Source organism: Rhizobacter sp. P2_D12 (assembly GCF_056404395.1).
This window is the reverse complement of sequence record NZ_JBFUEB010000040.1, coordinates 22,586-39,577: the sequence shown is the minus strand read 5'-3', so window position 1 is coordinate 39,577 and position 16,992 is coordinate 22,586. Positions and strand designations below refer to the sequence as shown.

Annotated in this window: 17 protein-coding genes; 13 read left to right on the top strand and 4 right to left on the bottom strand. The window is 70.3% G+C overall.

All coding sequences use genetic code 11. From position 1 onward, the window contains the following. Window position 1 precedes the first annotated feature (1 nt). The 6 genes from AC1DYN_RS15385 (at window position 2) to AC1DYN_RS15360 (ending at window position 7,565) form a co-directional block, all read left to right on the top strand. Entirely contained in the window at window positions 2-787 is a 786-nt protein-coding gene (locus AC1DYN_RS15385; RefSeq protein WP_477960980.1) for a class I SAM-dependent methyltransferase, read from the top strand. Then, a complete protein-coding gene (locus AC1DYN_RS15380; RefSeq protein WP_477960978.1) occupies window positions 784-2,589 on the top strand; it encodes a GspE/PulE family protein in 1,806 nt (601 codons plus the stop codon). The genes AC1DYN_RS15385 and AC1DYN_RS15380 overlap by 4 nt, the downstream gene beginning before the upstream one ends. Window positions 2,590-2,687: 98 nt before the next feature. Beyond that, window positions 2,688-3,149, top strand: coding sequence for a tripartite tricarboxylate transporter TctB family protein (locus AC1DYN_RS15375; RefSeq protein ID WP_477960976.1), 462 nt, complete (start codon window positions 2,688-2,690; stop codon window positions 3,147-3,149). Window positions 3,150-3,159: 10 nt separating this feature from the next. Further along, a complete protein-coding gene (locus AC1DYN_RS15370; protein WP_477960974.1) occupies window positions 3,160-4,665 on the top strand; it encodes a tripartite tricarboxylate transporter permease in 1,506 nt (501 codons plus the stop codon). 91 nt (window positions 4,666-4,756) lie between these two features. Beyond that, window positions 4,757-6,376 carry a gamma-glutamyltransferase family protein gene (locus tag AC1DYN_RS15365; protein ID WP_477960972.1) on the top strand — a complete coding sequence of 540 codons (1,620 nt, stop codon included), beginning with the start codon at window positions 4,757-4,759 and terminating at the stop codon, window positions 6,374-6,376. Window positions 6,377-6,437: 61 nt separating this feature from the next. After that, window positions 6,438-7,565: an ATP-binding protein gene (locus tag AC1DYN_RS15360; RefSeq protein WP_477960970.1), complete on the top strand. Its 1,128-nt coding sequence runs from the start codon at window positions 6,438-6,440 to the stop codon at window positions 7,563-7,565. Window positions 7,566-7,589: 24 nt separating this feature from the next. Here the strand turns inward: AC1DYN_RS15360 and AC1DYN_RS15355 are convergent, their stop codons facing one another. After that, window positions 7,590-8,540 (bottom strand): GlxA family transcriptional regulator, encoded by a 951-nt coding sequence (locus AC1DYN_RS15355; RefSeq protein ID WP_477960968.1) that lies wholly within the window; start codon window positions 8,538-8,540, stop codon window positions 7,590-7,592. Between the two features lie 109 nt (window positions 8,541-8,649). On the opposite strand from AC1DYN_RS15355, the gene AC1DYN_RS15350 reads away from it, so the two are divergent. The 3 genes from AC1DYN_RS15350 to AC1DYN_RS15340 all read left to right on the top strand — a co-directional run bounded on the left by AC1DYN_RS15350 (window position 8,650) and on the right by AC1DYN_RS15340 (window position 10,233). Beyond that, complete coding sequence (locus tag AC1DYN_RS15350; RefSeq protein WP_477960966.1) at window positions 8,650-8,952, top strand: putative quinol monooxygenase; 303 nt, start codon at window positions 8,650-8,652, stop codon at window positions 8,950-8,952. Between the two features lie 11 nt (window positions 8,953-8,963). Beyond that, window positions 8,964-9,575 (top strand): alpha-ketoglutarate-dependent dioxygenase AlkB, encoded by a 612-nt coding sequence (locus tag AC1DYN_RS15345; RefSeq protein WP_477960964.1) that lies wholly within the window; start codon window positions 8,964-8,966, stop codon window positions 9,573-9,575. Between the two features lie 142 nt (window positions 9,576-9,717). Continuing rightward, a complete protein-coding gene (locus AC1DYN_RS15340; RefSeq protein ID WP_477960962.1) occupies window positions 9,718-10,233 on the top strand; it encodes a transglutaminase-like cysteine peptidase in 516 nt (171 codons plus the stop codon). Between the two features lie 3 nt (window positions 10,234-10,236). Here the strand turns inward: AC1DYN_RS15340 and AC1DYN_RS15335 are convergent, their stop codons facing one another. Beyond that, window positions 10,237-11,091, bottom strand: a complete 855-nt coding sequence (locus AC1DYN_RS15335; protein ID WP_477960960.1) for a helix-turn-helix transcriptional regulator — start codon at window positions 11,089-11,091, stop codon at window positions 10,237-10,239. Window positions 11,092-11,193: 102 nt separating this feature from the next. On the opposite strand from AC1DYN_RS15335, the gene AC1DYN_RS15330 reads away from it, so the two are divergent. Together AC1DYN_RS15330 and AC1DYN_RS15325 are read left to right on the top strand one after the other, a co-directional pair. Continuing rightward, complete coding sequence (locus tag AC1DYN_RS15330) at window positions 11,194-12,063, top strand: alpha/beta fold hydrolase (protein ID WP_477960958.1); 870 nt, start codon at window positions 11,194-11,196, stop codon at window positions 12,061-12,063. 85 nt (window positions 12,064-12,148) lie between these two features. Continuing rightward, window positions 12,149-13,948, top strand: a complete 1,800-nt coding sequence (locus tag AC1DYN_RS15325) for a DUF885 domain-containing protein (protein ID WP_477960956.1) — start codon at window positions 12,149-12,151, stop codon at window positions 13,946-13,948. Window positions 13,949-13,953: 5 nt separating this feature from the next. Here AC1DYN_RS15325 and AC1DYN_RS15320 read toward each other — a convergent pair whose 3' ends face one another. Continuing rightward, window positions 13,954-14,976, bottom strand: a complete 1,023-nt coding sequence (locus AC1DYN_RS15320) for a transglutaminase family protein (RefSeq protein WP_477960955.1) — start codon at window positions 14,974-14,976, stop codon at window positions 13,954-13,956. Window positions 14,977-15,124: 148 nt separating this feature from the next. On the opposite strand from AC1DYN_RS15320, the gene AC1DYN_RS15315 reads away from it, so the two are divergent. Continuing rightward, window positions 15,125-15,685 (top strand): GNAT family N-acetyltransferase, encoded by a 561-nt coding sequence (locus AC1DYN_RS15315; protein ID WP_477960953.1) that lies wholly within the window; start codon window positions 15,125-15,127, stop codon window positions 15,683-15,685. A gap of 50 nt (window positions 15,686-15,735) precedes the next feature. Here the strand turns inward: AC1DYN_RS15315 and AC1DYN_RS15310 are convergent, their stop codons facing one another. Further along, window positions 15,736-16,092: a YciI family protein gene (locus AC1DYN_RS15310; protein WP_477960951.1), complete on the bottom strand. Its 357-nt coding sequence runs from the start codon at window positions 16,090-16,092 to the stop codon at window positions 15,736-15,738. A gap of 95 nt (window positions 16,093-16,187) precedes the next feature. Here AC1DYN_RS15310 and AC1DYN_RS15305 point away from each other — a divergent pair, with 95 nt between their 5' ends. Then, the gene (locus AC1DYN_RS15305; protein WP_477960948.1) at window positions 16,188-16,958 is read left to right on the top strand and encodes a hypothetical protein; all 771 of its coding nucleotides are present in this window, start codon (window positions 16,188-16,190) and stop codon (window positions 16,956-16,958) included. The last annotated feature ends 34 nt before the right edge of the window (window positions 16,959-16,992 follow it).

The following is a 16,992-nucleotide window of genomic DNA, read 5'->3' as shown; positions in this document are numbered from 1 at the left end:
CATGCCCCGCGCCCAGACCGAACCCGATTTCCTCCCCGCCACGCTGTCCGAAGCCGACGGCGTGCGCTACCTGCACCTCGGCACGCCCTGGGTGCAGGGCGCGATGCGCGTGCGCAAGCCGAACGCAATCGAGCTCGACTACGTGCAGCGCATGATGGTGTGGATGCTGCTGCGCGAACCCGACGACCTGGCCCGTGGCCACGCGGTGCAGCTCGGCCTGGGCGCGGCGGCGATCACGCGCTTCACCTACCGGCTGGGCATGCAGACCACGGCGGTCGAGCTGAACCCCACCGTCATCACCGCGTGCCGGCTGTGGTTTCGCCTGCCCGACGACGACGAGCGCCTGGCCGTGTTGAACGAGGATGCCGGCCTGTGGGTGGCCGACCCGGCGCATGCCGGCACGGCCCAGGTGCTGTGCGTCGACCTCTACGACCACGAGGCCGCCAGCCCGGTGCTGGACGACGAGGCCTTCTACCGCGGCTGCCACCGCGTGCTGGCCGACGGCGGCGTGATGAGCGTCAACCTGTTCGGCCGCGACGCGAGCTTCGAGCAGAGCGCCGCGCGCATCGCGGCGGTGTTCGGCGCCGGCGCGGTGTGGAGCATGCGGCCCACGCGCGAGGGCAATACCATCGTCGTCGGCATGAAGGGATTGGCGCTTCCGTCCCGCGAGGTGCTGGCGGCGCGTGCCGACAACATCGAAAATCGCCACGACCTGCCGGCGCGCAAGTGGCTGCGCATGATGCGCACCCTGCCGGCTTCCATCGCTTCCAACGGGGTGACCCCATGACTGCTGCCGCGACCCGACACCCCAGGCAGGACAAGCCGTCCGCCGGCCAGCACCCGCGCGGCCGCCTCGAGTGGCGGCGCCTGCTGCACTGGATGCTGGAAGACGGGCTGATCAACCGCGATGACCACGACCGCACCGAGAAGCGCTTCGCCGCCGGCGACAGCGTGCAGCACCCGCTGGTGCGGCTGGGCAGCGCCGGCCTGTCGAACCCGTCGGGCAAGCCGCTCGATGCCGAGCTGCTGACCGAGTGGCTGGCCACGCGCATCGGCATGCCCTACATGCGCATCGACCCGCTGAAGGTCGACGTCGGCCGCGTCGGCGACGTGATGTCGATCAGCTACGCCGAGCGGCGCCGCTCGCTGCCGCTGCTGTTCGGTGCGCACGACGTGACGGTGGCCACCAGCGAGCCCTTCGACATCGGCTGGGTGCCCGAGATCGAGGCCCACACGCGCAAGGCGCTGCGCCTGGTGCTGGTCAACCCGATCGAGGTGGCGCGCTACACCACCGAGTTCTACACGCTGTCGCGCTCGGTGCGCGCCGCCGCCAAGAACGGCGAGACCTCGGCCGCCGCGAGCTTCGAGCAGCTGGTCGAGCTGGGGCGCAGCAACAAGCAGCTCGATGCCAACGACCAGGGCGTGGTGCAGGTGGTCGACTGGCTGTGGCAGTACGCCTTCGACCAGCGCGCGAGCGACATCCACCTCGAGCCGCGCCGCGAGCTGAGCCTGATCCGCTTCCGCATCGACGGCGTGATGCACACCGTCTACCAGCTGCCGCCGGGCGTGATGAACGCGATGATCGCGCGCGTGAAGCTGCTCGGCCGCATGGACGTGGTCGAGAAGCGCCGCCCGCTGGACGGCCGCATCAAGACCCGCAACCCGAACGGCGACGAGGTGGAGATGCGCCTGTCGACGCTGCCCACCGCGTTCGGCGAGAAGATGGTGATGCGGATCTTCGACCCCGACACCACCGTCAAGCAGCTCGACGCGCTGGGCTTCGGCAGCCACGATGCGCAGCGCTGGGAGGCCCTCGTCGCGCGGCCGCACGGCATCATCCTCGTCACCGGGCCGACCGGCTCGGGCAAGACGACCACGCTGTACTCGACGCTGCGGCGCCTGGCCACCGACGAGGTCAACGTCTGCACGATCGAGGACCCGATCGAGATGATCCAGCCCAGCTTCAACCAGACGCAGGTGCAGGCCTCGCTCGACCTGGGCTTCGCCGAGGGCGTGCGGGCGCTGATGCGGCAGGACCCGGACATCATCATGGTCGGCGAGATCCGCGACCTGGAGACCGCCGAGATGGCGATCCAGGCCGCGCTGACCGGCCACCTGGTGTTCAGCACGCTGCACACCAACGACGCGGCCTCGGCCGTGACGCGGCTGGTCGACCTGGGCGTGCCCCCGTACCTGATCGGTGCGACGGTGATCGGCGTGCTGGCGCAGCGCCTGGTGCGTTCGCTGTGCGCGAGCTGCAAGCAGCCCGATGAAACCGTCACCGCCGAGACGCTGAACGAGGTCATCAAGCCGTGGCGCATCAACGGCAAGGCGCGGCCGTACAAGCCGGTGGGCTGCCTCGAATGCCGCATGACCGGCTTCCGCGGCCGCGCCGGCCTGTACGAGCTGCTGAGCCTGAACGAAGCGGCGCAGCCGGCGATCCATCCGGTTCCCGATGCCTCGAGGCTGCGCCAGCTCGCGTTGGCCGATGGCTTGCGCCCGTTGCGCCTGGCCGGGATGATGAAGGTCGCCGAGGGCTTGACGACCATGGACGAGGTTCTTCGCTCCACGCCGGCCTGGGACACGTAACGACATGGTCTGCTACGTGTAAACCACACACGCCCCCTAGAGCGTGCTGCCTAGAATCAGCCGCGAGCTGTAACAGACAGATAACGCGAGGAGCAATCGTGAAGATCAAGAGCCAACGGGACTTCTGGTCCGGTTTGATGTTTGTCGTCGTCGGCGTGGTCTTCGCCGTCGGCGCGACCAACTACAGCATGGGCAGCTCGGCGCGGCCGGGGCCCGGCTACTTTCCGCTGATCCTCAGCGTGCTGATGGCGATCCTGGGCGGCATCGTGCTGTTCAAGGCCCTCACCATCGAGAGCGAGGGCGGCGACCCGATCGGGCACTTCGCGTGGCGCCCGCTGCTGGTGATCGTCGCGGCGATCGCGGTGTTCGGTGCCGCGCTGCCGCGCCTGGGCCTGGTGGTCACGGTGCCGATCCTGATCGTCATGACCAGCCTGGCCGGCGACGAATTCAAGTGGAAGGGGGTCCTCGCGACCGCCGTCGTGCTCACGGTGGGTTCGTGGGCGATCTTCGTGCTCGGGTTGAAGCTGATCATCCCGATGTGGCCCTGGTTCGTGGCCTGAGGAGAACAGCATGGACCTGTTGGGAAATCTTGCGCTCGGCTTCGGTGTCGCCTTCACCTTCACCAACCTGCTGTACGCCTTCTTCGGCTGCGTGCTGGGCACGCTGATCGGCGTGCTGCCGGGCCTGGGCCCGGTGGCGACGATCGCGATGCTGCTGCCGTCGATCTACTCGCTCGACGCGACGCCGGCGCTGATCATGCTGGCCGGCATCTACTACGGCGCACAGTACGGTGGCTCGACCACCGCCATCCTGATCAACGTGCCGGGCGAATCGAGCTCGGTGGTCACCGCGATCGACGGCTACCAGATGGCGCGCCAGGGCCGCGCCGGTGCCGCGCTGGCGGCCGCGGGTCTGGGCTCGTTCTTCGCCGGCTGCGTGGGCACGATCATCATCGCGGCCTTCGCGCCGCCGCTGACCGAGCTGGCCTTCAAGTTCGGCCCGCAGGAGTACTTCTCGCTGATGGTGCTGGGCCTGATCGGCGCCGTGGTGCTGGCCTCGGGTTCGCTGATCAAGGCGATCTCGATGATCATCCTCGGGCTGCTGCTGGCGCAGATCAACACCGACGTGATCTCGGGCACCGCGCGCTACAGCTTCGACGTGCCTGAACTGACCGACGGCATCGGCTTCGTCGTGATCGCGATGGGCGTGTTCGGCTTCGGCGAGATCATCGCCAACCTGGGCATGCCGGCCGAGCACCGCGAGGTGTTCACCAAGAGCGTGAAGGGACTGTGGCCGACCAAGCAGGATTTCCAGCAGGCCTGGCCCGCGGTGCTGCGCGGCACCGCGCTCGGCTCGGTGCTGGGCGTGCTGCCGGGCGGCGGCGCGTTGCTGGCCTCGTTCGCTGCGTACACGGTCGAGAAGAAGGTGGCGGGCAGCTCGGGCCGCTTCGGCAAGGGCGACATCCGCGGCGTTGCGGGCCCCGAGTCGGCCAACAATGCCGGCGCGCAGACCTCGTTCATCCCGATGCTGACGCTGGGCATCCCGCCGAACGCGGTGATGGCGCTGATGGTGGGCGCGATGACGATCAAGGGCATCCAGCCCGGCCCGCAGGTGATGACCAGCAACCCGCAGCTGTTCTGGGGCCTGATCGCGTCGATGTGGGTCGGCAACGCGATGCTGGTGATCCTGAACCTGCCGCTGATCGGCATCTGGATCAAGCTGCTGACGGTGCCGTACCGCTTCCTGTTCCCGGCCATCACGCTGTTCTGCTGCATCGGCGTCTACACGCTGAACAACAACACCTTCGACGTCTACATGACGGCGGCGTTCGCGGTGGTGGGCTACCTGTTCTACAAGCTGAGCTGCGAGCCGGCGCCCTTGCTGCTGGGCTTCATCCTGGGGCCGATGATGGAAGAGAACCTGCGGCGTGCGCTGCTGCTGTCGCGCGGCGACTGGAGCACCTTCCTCGTGCGTCCGCTGTCGGCCGGGCTGCTGATCGCCGCGGCGCTGATGATCGTGATCGTGCTGCTGCCCTCGATCAAGAACAAGCGCCAGGAAGCCTTCCAGGAGGAATAGCCTCCTTCCAGTCAAAACACAGGCCGCCTTGCGCGGCCTGTTTCTTTTGCGCGGGCGAAGGCATCATCGTCGCTTCACTGAAAGGGTGGGAATGAACGCGAGCACGCATTTCGATTGGAGCAGCGGTTACGCCAGCCAGCGCCTGCCGGTGTTCGGGCGCAACGTGGTGTCGACCTCGCATCCGCTGGGCGCGCAGGCCGGCCTGCGCATGCTGCTGAAGGGCGGCAACGCGGTGGATGCGGCGATTGCCGCGGCGGCCGCGATGACGGTGGTCGAGCCGGTCAGCAACGGCCTCGGCTCGGATGCCTTCTGCATCCTGTGGGACGGCAAGGAACTGCACGGCCTGAACGCCAGCGGCCGCGCGCCGGCGGCGTGGACGCCCGACTACTTCCGCCGCAAGTACGGCGCCGACGCGCAGACGCCGCCGGTGCGCGGCTGGGACAGCGTCACCGTGCCGGGCGCGGTGGCGGGCTGGGTCGCCCTGAGCGAGCGGTTCGGCAAGCTGCCGTTCGCCGACCTGCTGGCGCCGGCGATCGAGATCGCCGAGCGCGGCTACGCGGTGCCGGTGGTCGTGCAGCAGAAGTGGTCGGCCGCGGTGCCGCTGCTGGCGCAGCAGCCGGGCTTCGCCGAGACCTTCATGCCGCAGGGCCGCGCACCCAACGTCGGCGAGCTGTTCCGCATGCCCGGTGCCGCGAAGACGCTGCGGCTGATCGCCGAGAGCCGCGGCGCCGCGTACTACGGCGGCGAGGTCGCCGAAGCGGCGGCACGCCACGCCAGGGCGCATGGCGGGGCGATCACCGTCGAGGACTTCGCGTCGTACCGGCCGCAGTGGGTGCGGCCCATCGGCAAGGCCTACCGCGGCCATGTGCTGCACGAGATCCCGCCGAACGGACAGGGCATCGCGGCGCTGATCGCTCTGGGCATCCTGTCGAACTTCGACGTCGAGCGGCTGGCGGTCGACGGGGTCGATTCGCAGCACCTGCAGATCGAGGCCATGAAGCTCGCCTTCGCCGACGTCTACCGCTACGTGGCCGAGCCGGCCAGCATGGAGGTGACCGCCGAGCAACTGCTGGACGATGCCTACCTCGCGTCGCGCGCGAAGCTGATCGACCTGAAGCGGGCGCAGGATTTCGGCGCCGGCAACCCGGTCAAGGGCGGAACGATCTACCTGAGCGCGGCCGACGAGAGCGGCATGATGGTCAGCTTCATCCAGAGCAACTTCATGGGCTTCGGCTCGGGCGTGGTGGTGCCGGGCTACGGGCTGTCGATGCAGAACCGCGGGCACGGCTTCAGCCTGGCGGGACCGAACGCGGTGGCACCCGGCAAGCGGCCACGCCACACGATCATCCCGGCCTTCCTGACGCGCGACGGGCAGCCCGTGATGTCCTTCGGCGTGATGGGCGCGAACATGCAGCCGCAAGGCCACCTGCAGACGCTGGTGCGCATGCTCGACTACCGGCAGCACCCGCAGGCCGCCTGCGATGCGCCGCGCTGGCGCTTCAACCAGGGGCTGGAGATCAACGTCGAACGTTCGATGGACGCGGCGACGGTGCAGGGGCTGGCCGAGCGCGGCCACCGCATGGAAGTCATCAACGACTCGTACCAGGACTTCGGCGCCGGGCAGTTCATCTGGCGGCTCGGGGACCCGGGCAGCGAGGGCTACGTGGCCGCGAGCGATGCGCGGCGGGATGGCCACGCGGTCGTCTTCTAGTCGGCGCTGTGAAAATTATAGTTAGTCAATATAAATATTCTGGCGAACTATAATTTTCCACATGAATCCCTCCAAGATCTGGCACTGCGCCAGGCCCAGGCTGGCTGCTTCCTATCTGGAGGTGCTGGGCAGCGGGCTGGCCGTCAGCACCAGCATCTTCGCGCCGCGGCGCACCGGCAAGACGGTGTTCCTGCTGCAGGATCTCGCGCCGGCCGCACGGGCCGCGGGCTACGCGGTGGCTTACGCCGACCTGTGGCAGACCCGCCTGAATCCCGGCATCGCCCTCATCAAGGCGCTGGAAGAGGCGCTCGAGCCCCGCACCCTGGGCGAACGGGCGATGCGCAAGCTCAAGGAACCGGTGAAGAAGGTGAAGGCGAAGGGCAGTCTCGGCGAGTTCAAGGGCGAAGTCGAGGTCGAACTGGCCGAGGGCCGGAAGGCGTCGACCGAGATGGCGCTGCGGATCGACGAACTGGTCTCGCAGATCGTCGCTCGCAAGCCGCTGCTCCTGCTCGTCGACGAGGCCCAGGAGTTGGCGCGCAGCAAGGACAACGAGTTGATGGCGACCGCGCTGCGTACCGCCATGACGAAGCACCGCGACGCGATGCGGGTGATCTTCACCGGCTCGTCGCGCACGCAGCTCGCACACGTGTTCAAGAACGCCGATGCGCCGCTCTACTCGGTCGGCGGCAGCATCCAGGACTTTCCGTTGCTCGGCCGCGAACTGGTCGAGTACGTGGCGGGGCGCTTCGAGAAGGCCAGTGGGCGCAAGCTCGACGTCGCCAAGGCCTGGGTCGCCTTCCAGGACTTTCGCTTCCATCCGGAGCCGTTCCTGTCCGCCGTCATCGCGATGCTCATGGACCCGCGCCTGAAGGACGAGAAGGCCTACGCGATGGAGCGGGCGGAGCAGGACAAGGAGGAGAACCACGACGGCACCTGGGCCGCCCTGAATCCGATGCAGCAGCAGGTGCTGCGGCTGGTGGTGCGCGAGCCGCTGCTGAAGCCGTTCAGCCAGGCGACGCGCAGCGCGCTCGGCAAGGCGCTGGGGGTGGGTGTGCTCGAAGCCTCCAGCGTGCAGTACGCAGTGAACGACCTGGCGCTCAAGAACGTCGTGACGCGCTCGCCGCAGGGGGTGTTCCGCTTCGAGAACCATGCGTTCGAGCGTTGGGTGAAGACGCTTGCACCGCAGTGACGGCATCCCGGATTTGCATCCGGGCTACGAATGCGCCCGGATCTCGCGCACGCCGCGGCCCAGGCGGCGCCGCAGCAGCGTGCGCAGCGTGACCCCGTCCGCATAACCGACCTCGGCCGCGATCGCGTCGACGCTGTCGCGGCTGGTCTGCAGCCGGTGCAGCGCGTACTCGACGCGCAGGTCCTGGAAGTACGACAGCGGCGTCTTGCCCAGCACGCGCTGCAGGCGCCGCGCCAGCGTGCGTTCGCTGCTGCCGATGGCGCGCACCGCTTCCTGCAGCGAGAACCCCTGCGCCAGGTGCGAACGCGCCCACGCCTCGAAGCGCTCGATCAGCGGGTCGGCGTGCGCCAGGTGATCGGTGATTGCATACGCAGCCTGCGACGGCCGCCCATCGATCATCAGGTAGCGCGCGACGATGCCGGCCGAGGCGGGGCTCAGCTGGCGCAGCAGCCACAGCGCCAGGTCGAGGTGGGCCACCGCCGCGCCCGCGGTGACCAGGCTGCCCGACGGCACCAGCATGCGCGATTCGTCCAGGTCGATCTGCGGATGCATCTGCCGGAAGAACGGCGCCAGCCACCAGGTGGTCGTCGCCTGGTGCCCATCCAGCGCACCCGAAGCCGCCAGCATGAAGGTGCCGGTGCAGGCCGCCGCGAGCCGGCTGCCGCCGGCGCCGCGCTCGCGCAGCAACTGCACCGCATCGCGCACGTCGGCACGCTGCAGCGCGGCTGCCAGCGCCTCGGGCGTCTTGCTGCCCAGGGCCGGTGCTACCAGCACGTCGGGCGCCGGGCCGTCGTCGGCGCGCTGCACCGGCACGCGCAGGCCGCGGTCGGTGTGGACGATGCGCCGCACGCCCACCGGCCGCACCTGCAATGGCACCTGGCCGGGCATCAGCTCGTTGGCCGTGCCGAACACGTCGAGCAGCGCCGACAAGCCGGTGTCGAACACGCCGTCGAGGGCCAGGATGTCGATTCGCATGATGGCAAGAACGGTATCATGAATGTCGATCCTGCCAATGGTCACGAGAGCCGCCGGCGTCGAGACTTCGCGTCACCCGATCCCGGGCCAACGACACAGGAGAAACATCATGACGGTTCACAAGGCATTGCTCGCACGACTGGAAGCCAGGCCGGGCAAGGAAGCGGCGGTGCAGGATCTGCTGGTCAGCGCGCTGGCGCTGGCCAACCAGGAACGGCAGACGACGGTGTGGTTCGCGCTGAAGCTGGGGCCCTCGACCTTCGGCGTCTTCGACGCCTTCGCCGACGAGGCCGGCCGCCAGGCCCACCTGTCCGGCGCGATCGCGCAGGCGCTGATGGCCAAGGCGCCCGAGCTGCTCAGCCAGCCGCCGCAGATCGACCCCGTCGACGTGCTGGCGGCCAAGCTCGCCTAAGCTCGCAGGGGATGAGCCAGGCTTCGCTGTTCGACGATCCGCCCCCCGCGCCGCGCGGCCTGCCGCCGGGGCTGGTGTACGAAGCCGGCTTCCTGTCGCGCGACGAGGAAGCCGGCCTGGTCGACCTGCTGCGCAGCCTGCCGTTCACCGCGGCCCGCTACAAGGGCTACACCGCGCGTCGCCGTGTCGTCAGCTACGGCGGCAGCTTCGACTACGACGCCAACCGGCTGCTGCCCGCGCAGCCGCTGATCGACGCGCTGCACCCGCTGCGCGACCGTGCTGCGCACTGGGCCGGCATCGCGCCCACGGCGCTGGTGCATGCGCTGGTTGCCGAATACGCGCCCGGCACGCCGCTCGGCTGGCACCGCGACGTGCCGGATTTCGAGGACGTGATCGGCGTTTCGCTGGGCAATCCGGTCGAACTGCGCTTCCGCCCGTACCCGCCGGTGGCGCCGAAACGCGCCGACATCGTCCGCCTGCAGGTCGAGCCGCGCTCGATCTACCTGATGCGCGGCGCCGCGCGCTGGGGCTGGCAGCACAGCGTGCCGCCGGTCGAGGCGCTGCGCTGGTCGATCACCTTCCGCACCCGGCGGGACGGGTCCGGACGGCATCCTCGAAATTGATGATCCGCGCGCGCCCGCGAAGGTGCATGCTCTCGGTTCGCCCGTTCGTTCGGGCACGACGTGGGAGCAGGCCATGGGGAGGTCGATCGCGTCAGGGGCGTGCCACCGGGTGCGCCGGATCCTGGTCGGATGGATGTGCGCAATGGGCGCGGGTGCGTGCGCGGCCGGCGGCGACACGCCGGGCGCGCCGCTCGCGCTGTTGGCGATGAACGTGTCGATCAACCACAGCGCCGCGTACGTCGACGACCGCAGCACCTGGGGCACCCTCGACCGCTGGGCCACGCCCGACGAACTGGCCGCGCGCGGCGCCGGCGACTGCGAGGACTTCGCGATCGCCAAGTACTTCCGGCTGCGCCGTGCAGGCATTCCTGCCGCGCAGCTGCGCATCGCCTATGTCGAGCTGCAACCGGTCGAAGGTGCGCCACGCGCGCGCCACATGGTGCTGGCCTGGCTGCCGCCGGATGGCGAACCCGGCGCCGAGCTGATCCTCGACAACCTGCTCGATGCGGTTCGCCCGCTGTCGCGGCGCCCGGACCTGCACGTGCTGATCAGCTTCAACAGCGACGGCATCTGGCCGGGCCTCGCGCGCGGCGCGCCGGCGCGCCAGGCGCGGCAGATCACGCGCTGGGCGCAGGTGCTCGACCGGGTCGGGCCGTAGCGGTCAGGGGTCGATCGCCAGCAGTTGCCGGTCGCGGCGCCGGAACGCACCGGGCGAGCAGCCGATCTCGCGCCGGAATGTGCGGATGAAGTTCGACAGGTCCTGCCAGCCGGCGTCGTAGGCCACCTCCGTGACCGGCAGCGCGGTGTCGCGCAGCAGCGCCACGGCGCGCAGCAGGCGCATGCGGATCAGGTACTGGTGCGGCGTCACGCCCAGGCTGCTGCCGAACACGCGCATCAGGTGGAAGGCACCGACGCCGACACGTGCGGCCACCTCGTCCAGCGCCAGCGGCTCGCTCGCACGGTGTTCGATGTCGCGCGCTGCCGCCAGCGCCAGCGCGCTGTGCGGCGCGGGCGGTGCGTCCGCGGGCCGGTCGTCCAGCGCGCGGCGCACCTGGCTCACCACCGCCAGCGCCGCCTCTTCCAGCGCAAAGCCTTCGTCGCCGTCGACCAGCAGCGTCTGCATCAGCGCCGCCACGCGCGGCAGCGGCGGCAGCGCGGCCCGTCCGAACACCTTGTGCCCGGCCGCGTCGCCCAGCGCGGCGAGCACGCCGTGCATCGCTTCGCCCGACAGGCCGAGCACGACGCAGTCGTCGCCGTCGCCCAGGCTGTGCTCGTGCGAGCAGGTGTAGGCCTCGCCTTCATTGCCCAGCATCAGCCAGCCGGGGCCCAGCACGGCCTGGCCGACCGGGCTGCGATAGCCGAAGACGCCGCGCTGCACCCAGGTGACCGAGAACGCGGCATGCTGCTCGTCGACCGGCGGCGCATCGCGCCCGTCGCGGCAGTGGCAGCACGCGAGGCGCAGCCCGCTGTTGCGTTGCAGCGGACGGTAGGCGCGGGGCAGGGCGGTGGCAGTCATGGCAGGGCGATCCTAGGCGAGGCCGATGTCAGTTTTCTCCAAGTCCGAAAGGGAACGCATCGACAGACTGCGAAGCCTCACAACCCACCGAGGCTTCCTGCCATGACCCCTTCCGAATTCCAATCCGCCCGCCGCTTCGTCGACACCCCGTCCGGCCGCATCGCCTATGTCGAACAGGGCAGCGGCCCGGTCGCGCTGTTCGTGCACGGCGTGCTCGTCAACGGCTGGCTGTGGCGCCACCAGCTGCGCGAGCTGGGCAGCGTGCGCCGCTGCATCGCGCTCGACCTGCTGGCCCACGGCGCCACCGAGATCAGCCCGGACCAGCCGGTGTCGTCGGCGGCCAACGCGCGCATGCTGCTGCAGTTCCTCGATGCGCTCGGCATCGACCGCGTCGACCTGGTCGGCAACGACGGCGGCGGCGGCATCGCGCAGATCTTTGCGGCGACGCACCCGCAGCGCGTGCGCAGCCTCGCGCTGACCGACTGCGACACGCACGACAACTGGCCGCCCGAGGCCTTCAAGCCGTTCATGGCGCTGTCCGCCGGCGGAGGGTTGCGCAACGCGCTGGAGACGATGCTGTCCGACAAGGGCTTCTACCGCTCGGCCGCTGCGCTGGGGCCGGCCTACGAAGACCCCGAGGCCGTGGCCGACGAGACCATCGAGGCCTGGCTGCGGCCGCACCTGGCGAGCGAGCAGCGCACGCGCGACCTGGCGCGCTTCATCGCGGCCTTCGATCCTGCCGACACGGTGGCGGTGGAGGGTGGCCTGAAGGCCTTGCAGGCACCGACGCTGGTGGCCTGGGGCACGCACGACATCTACTTCGACCTGGCATGGTCGCACTGGCTCGCCAGGACCATCCCCGGCACGCGGCGGCGGGTGCAGTTCGACGGCGGCCGGCTGTTCTTCCCGGAGGAGCGCTGGCAGGCCTTCAACGCCGAGCTGCGGGCGCACTGGGCCGCAGCAGGCTCCTGACGTTTCGACAAACACTGCTGACAGTTTCGTGCAGGGGCACCCCGTATCCTGCCGCTGTCGAGCCACCATCGAGGAAACCCCTGCCATGTCACTGACTCCCCTGACCCGAACCTTGTGGGTCGCGAGCTTCAGCTGTCTGCTCGCGATGTTCCAGCCGCGTGTCGATGCGGCGCCCGCCCAGGCCGATCCGGCCAAGGCGCTGGCCGCGCTGGCCCAGCGCTACTACGACGCGCAGGCGCAGCTGGACGCGGTCTACACCGCGACGCTTGCCGGCGACAACCGCTTCGACGACCAGCTGCCCATCACCATCGCGCCGGCGCAGCGTGCCAGGCGCTTCGCGATGTACCACCAGGTCGAGAAGCAGCTGGCCGCCGTCGACCGCGCGCGCCTCGGCGCCGAAGACCAGCTCACCTGGGACCTGCTGGCGCGCGAGCTGCGCAGCCGCATCGGCTTCGAGCCGTTCTTCGACCACCTGCTGCCGATCCAGCAGCTGGATTCGATCCCGGTGCTGCTGGCCAACTTCGGCGGCGGCCAGGCCGAGCAGCCGCTGAAGACCGTCGCGCAACACGACGCCTACCTGAAGCGCATTTCGCAGCTGCCGGCCTGGACAGCGCAGGCCATCGTCAACATGCGCGAGGGCATGCGGCGCGGCATCGTGCAGCCGAAGGCCGTGGTCACGGCCGCGCTCGGCCAGCTGCGTCCGCTGGGCGATGCGACGCTCGCGACCAACGCCTACTACGCGCCGATCCGCAACCTGCCGGCCACCTTCGGCGAGGCCGACCGCCGCCGCTTGACGGCCGCCTACCGCACCGCGGTGGCACAGCACGTGGCCCCGGCGCTGCGCCGGCTGACCGCCTTCGTCGAGACCGAATACCTGCCCGCGGCCCGCGACAGCGACGGCTGGGGCGGGCTGCCGGACGGTGCCGCCTGGTACCGCCAATGGGTGCGCGACCAGACCACCACCGAGCTGAGCCCCGACGAGATCCATGCCATCGGCCTGAAAGAGGTGGCGCGCATCCACGGCGAGCTCGCCAAGGTCGCGCCGCAGCTCGGCTACGACGGCGATCCGAAGCAGTTGCTGGCCTGGGTGCGCACGAATCCGAAGTTCCTGCCGTACCGCAGCGAGGCCGAGATCCTCGACGCCTACCGCCGCATCAACGAGCGCGTGAAGGCCAGCCTGCCGCAGATGTTCGGCCGCGTGCCGAAGGCGCCGCTGGACATCCGGCCCGAGCCCGAGCTGACCAAGGCGGCGGCCTCGGACCACTATTCGCTGCCGGCCGAAGACGGTTCGCGCCCCGGCATCTTCTGGGCCGTGATCAACGACCCGGCGGCCTACGACTCGACCGGCATGACCGCGCTGTTCCTGCACGAAGGCCAGCCCGGGCACCACTTCCAGCTCGGGCTGCTGCAGGAGCTGACGCTGCCCGAATTCCGCAAGCGCATGTGGATCAACGCCTTCGGCGAAGGCTGGGCCCTCTATGCCGAGACGCTGGGCCACGAGATGGGCCTGTACCAGGACCCGGCGGCCTGGGTGGGCGAGCTGCGGCTCGAGATCGCGCGCGCGGTGCGGCTGGTGGTCGACACCGGCCTGCATGCCAAGGGCTGGAGCCGCGACCAGGCCATCGCCTACTGGATCGACAACGTCGGGGCCTCGCCGGCCCAGGCGCGCAACCAGATCGACCGCTACATGGCCTGGCCGGCGCAGGCGCTCGGCTACAAGCTGGGTTCGCTGAAGATCCAGGAACTGCGCGAGCGCGCGAAGCAGAAGCTGGGCGACCGCTTCAGCATGCCGGCCTTCCACGACGCGGTGCTGGCCGAGGGCGGCCTGCCGCTGTCGGTGCTGGATGCGCAGATCGACCGCTGGATCGCGAGCCGATCGCGCTAGGACCTTCAGGGCTTCCTGCTTCGCTGCGCGGCCTGCTTCAGCGGGCCTGCCGCGTCGGGCTCGGGCGGCTTCCAGCCCAGCGCCTCGGCCTGGCGCAGCGACTGGCGCGCCTGCGCTTCCAGCTGCTTCAGGCGCGCTGCCAGGTCGGCGGTCGCATCGGCGGCGCGGGCGCGCTCCGAGGCTTGCAGGCGCACGCCGAGCTGGCGGCAGGCGGCGGCGTGGTGGACCATGGCGTCGACCTGCCGCGGGTTGTGCTGCAGCAGCAGGGCCGACAGCGCGATGCGGCGCTGCTCGAAGCCGCTGCGGCCGGCATAGTCGTCGAGCAGCAGCTCGGCGATCAGCGCCGCCGTTTCGTGGCGGCTCAGCCAGCGCAGGTAGGCCCCCTTGGCGATGGCCTGCGGGGACGCCGGATGGGCGCGCAGCAGGCTCTCGTCCGACTTCAGCGTGCCGGTCGTCGCGTCGAGGTTCTTCACCTGGCCCGCTTCGTCGCGGACCTTGACGAAGACCTGCTGCGGCGCCGTCGAGGCGGTGGCGTCCAGCCCGAGCTTCTGCGCGAGGATCAGGAACAGCAGCGACAGCGACACGCAGTTGCCGCGTCGCGTCGCGAGCGTGCCGGACAGCAGCTTGTCGGCCAGGCTGCGGCACTGCGGGTCGCCGGCGACGGCGGAGAACGGCCGGTGGCGGTTCCAGCGGCCCGGCTGGTACAGGTAGGCGCGCAGGGCCTCGAAGCGCTCGTCCGGGCGGGCGGTGGACGGCAGCATGTCTTGCACGTCGGCGGCCATCTCGTTCAAGCGGTTCAGCAGCGGCTGGGCGGCGATGCCGGGATCGACGATCCGGTCGACGGTCACCTTGATCTCGGCGAAATCCAGCTCGGCCTCGGGCCGCTGCAGGATCTGCCGGATCGCCGCCAGTTCGGGGTCCGTCGCCGCGGGCTGCGCGCCGGCGGGCGCCGGGCCCAGGGCCAGCCCCGAAAGGATGACAAGGATCGGCCAACGTCTCGCCGCGCGGAGGAAGTGGAAGGACGCCATGGGGTGCACCCGCATCGATGCTGGCGCGCACGCCCCTGCGCGCGCATTGCCGGACCAGCGCGTGCGATGCTGGAGGAGGACTGTGCAGAGAATGCGAGGAACTGCCGGGCAAGCCCACGGTGCAGGCCTGCTGCGGCATGATCGAGCGATGCCGCCTGCCGCACCCCTGCAGATCCTCGCCGTCGAGCCGGACGGCTTCGATGCCTTCGTGGCGTACCTGAACGGGCACCTGCGCGACAACGGCACCGACGGTGACTACTTCCAGCCGATGCCCCGTGCCGACTCCCGCCTGCCGCCCGAGCGCGAAGCGGCATGGCGCGCCGGGCTCGGCATCCCGGTGGGCACGCCCGGCTGGCGCCGCCTGTGGATCGCCAGCGAGGCGCCGCACGGGGCGATCGCCGGCCACATCGACCTGCGGTCGCACGCGCACGGCTTCTGCGGCCACCGCTGCCTGCTGGGCATGGGCGTCGAGCGGGCGCAGCGCCGCCGCGGCCTCGGCGCCCGGCTGGTCGTGCATGCCGAGAACTGGGTGCGCGCGACCGGTGCGATCGACTGGATCGACCTGCAGGTGCTGTCCGGCAACGGCCCGGCGGTGCGGCTCTACGAGCGCTGCGGCTTCCAGCGCACCGGCGAGACGGCCGACCTGTTCCGCATCGACGGCGCGAGCCTGGCGTCGATCTCGATGACGAAACACGTGGCGCTCCCGTAGCCCGGATGCMAATCCGGGTTTGTCCGACCCATCCCGGATTGGCATCCGGGCTACACGTCGCTGGTGTCCTGCACCTGCCGGATCTCGATGAGCGCGTTGTCCGACACCGGGCAGCGCTTGGCCCATTCGATCGCCTCGTCGCGCGAGCGCACCTGCAGCATCCAGTAGCCGCCCAGCACCTCCTTGGCCTCGGCGAACGGGCCGTCGCTCACGCGCGGCTTGCCGCCGGCGAAGCGGACGCGCACGCCCATCGACGGCGGGTGCAGGCCGTCCAGCGCCAGCAGCACGCCGGCCTGCTGCAGCGACTGGTTGTACTTGGTCATCTCCGCCACCGTCCGGGCGTCCGGCAGCGTGCCGAGGGCGGCGTCGCCGTCGCCGGTGGGCATGATCAGCATCATGAATCGCATGGCGTGTCTCCTGGGTGCGTGAAGGGTGAAGCCGGGGCCTCATCCGCACGACGAATGGCGCCGCCGAGAATCGACATCGCGAAGGAGACCTCCCCATGCGCGAGATCAAGGGCCTGGTGGCGGCTGCGGCCGCCGTCGCGTTGCTGGTCGCACTGGCCGGCTGCGGCGGCGGTGGCGACGATGGCGCCACCGGCATCGACCCCATCCCCGGCCCGGCCGAACGGGCCGGCTCCGGCCCCGACCTGTCGACCGGGAACCTGCTGCCGCTGCAGGTCGGCAACCAATGGACCTACAGCGTCGCCGGCAGCAGCACCCCGCTGGTCCAGCAGATCACCGGCACGCGGGCGATCAGCGCCGGTGTCGGCTTCGTCTTCGCATCGAGCGACCAGCCCGGCGACGACTCCGTCTACCTGGACGATGCCCAGGGCCTGCGGGTCTTCCCGGGCACGGGCGCCGATGCCGGCGCACGCGCGCTCGGCCCGCTGGAGATCCTGCGCCATCCCTTGCAGGTCGGCGCCGTCTACCCGGTGGCCAACAAGGCCTTCGGCGCGACGCTCGACTACGACGGCGACGGGCTCGGAGACGAGGCCGCCTTCCGCCGCGACGCCGAGGTGCTGGGCGTGGAATCGCTCGCCACGCCGATCGGCACGCTGGCCAATGTCGTGCACCTGCGCAGCACCGGCGTGCTGCGCATCCGCTTCAGCGCGTCTGGGCAGCGGGTCGACATCACCACCGTCAGCGACGACTGGCTTGCGCCCGGCATCGGCCCGGTGCAAAGCCACGTGACCAGCAGCGGCGACGGCCAGGCCGCCAGCTACCAGCAAACCCTGTCATCGGCCATCGTCGGCGGCACGCCCTATCCCTGAACCGTCTTCGAGCCTGCGAACTGCCCGTCGGAGG

What these genes read in the sequence shown, in the direction of transcription:
- AC1DYN_RS15365 (WP_477960972.1), top strand. Translation starts at nt 4,757, where the DNA reads ATGAACGCGAGCACGCATTTCGATTGGAGCAGCGGTTACGCCAGCCAG.
- AC1DYN_RS15325 (WP_477960956.1), top strand. Translation starts at nt 12,149, where the DNA reads ATGTCACTGACTCCCCTGACCCGAACCTTGTGGGTCGCGAGCTTCAGC.
- AC1DYN_RS15310 (WP_477960951.1), bottom strand. Translation starts at nt 16,092, where the DNA reads ATGCGATTCATGATGCTGATCATGCCCACCGGCGACGGCGACGCCGCC.
- AC1DYN_RS15335 (WP_477960960.1), bottom strand. Translation starts at nt 11,091, where the DNA reads ATGACTGCCACCGCCCTGCCCCGCGCCTACCGTCCGCTGCAACGCAAC.
- AC1DYN_RS15380 (WP_477960978.1), top strand. Translation starts at nt 784, where the DNA reads ATGACTGCTGCCGCGACCCGACACCCCAGGCAGGACAAGCCGTCCGCC.
- AC1DYN_RS15315 (WP_477960953.1), top strand. Translation starts at nt 15,125, where the DNA reads ATGCCGCCTGCCGCACCCCTGCAGATCCTCGCCGTCGAGCCGGACGGC.
- AC1DYN_RS15340 (WP_477960962.1), top strand. Translation starts at nt 9,718, where the DNA reads ATGGGCGCGGGTGCGTGCGCGGCCGGCGGCGACACGCCGGGCGCGCCG.
- AC1DYN_RS15385 (WP_477960980.1), top strand. Translation starts at nt 2, where the DNA reads ATGCCCCGCGCCCAGACCGAACCCGATTTCCTCCCCGCCACGCTGTCC.
- AC1DYN_RS15330 (WP_477960958.1), top strand. Translation starts at nt 11,194, where the DNA reads ATGACCCCTTCCGAATTCCAATCCGCCCGCCGCTTCGTCGACACCCCG.
- AC1DYN_RS15370 (WP_477960974.1), top strand. Translation starts at nt 3,160, where the DNA reads ATGGACCTGTTGGGAAATCTTGCGCTCGGCTTCGGTGTCGCCTTCACC.
- AC1DYN_RS15350 (WP_477960966.1), top strand. Translation starts at nt 8,650, where the DNA reads ATGACGGTTCACAAGGCATTGCTCGCACGACTGGAAGCCAGGCCGGGC.
- AC1DYN_RS15320 (WP_477960955.1), bottom strand. Translation starts at nt 14,976, where the DNA reads ATGGCGTCCTTCCACTTCCTCCGCGCGGCGAGACGTTGGCCGATCCTT.
- AC1DYN_RS15305 (WP_477960948.1), top strand. Translation starts at nt 16,188, where the DNA reads ATGCGCGAGATCAAGGGCCTGGTGGCGGCTGCGGCCGCCGTCGCGTTG.
- AC1DYN_RS15360 (WP_477960970.1), top strand. Translation starts at nt 6,438, where the DNA reads ATGAATCCCTCCAAGATCTGGCACTGCGCCAGGCCCAGGCTGGCTGCT.
- AC1DYN_RS15345 (WP_477960964.1), top strand. Translation starts at nt 8,964, where the DNA reads ATGAGCCAGGCTTCGCTGTTCGACGATCCGCCCCCCGCGCCGCGCGGC.
- AC1DYN_RS15355 (WP_477960968.1), bottom strand. Translation starts at nt 8,540, where the DNA reads ATGCGAATCGACATCCTGGCCCTCGACGGCGTGTTCGACACCGGCTTG.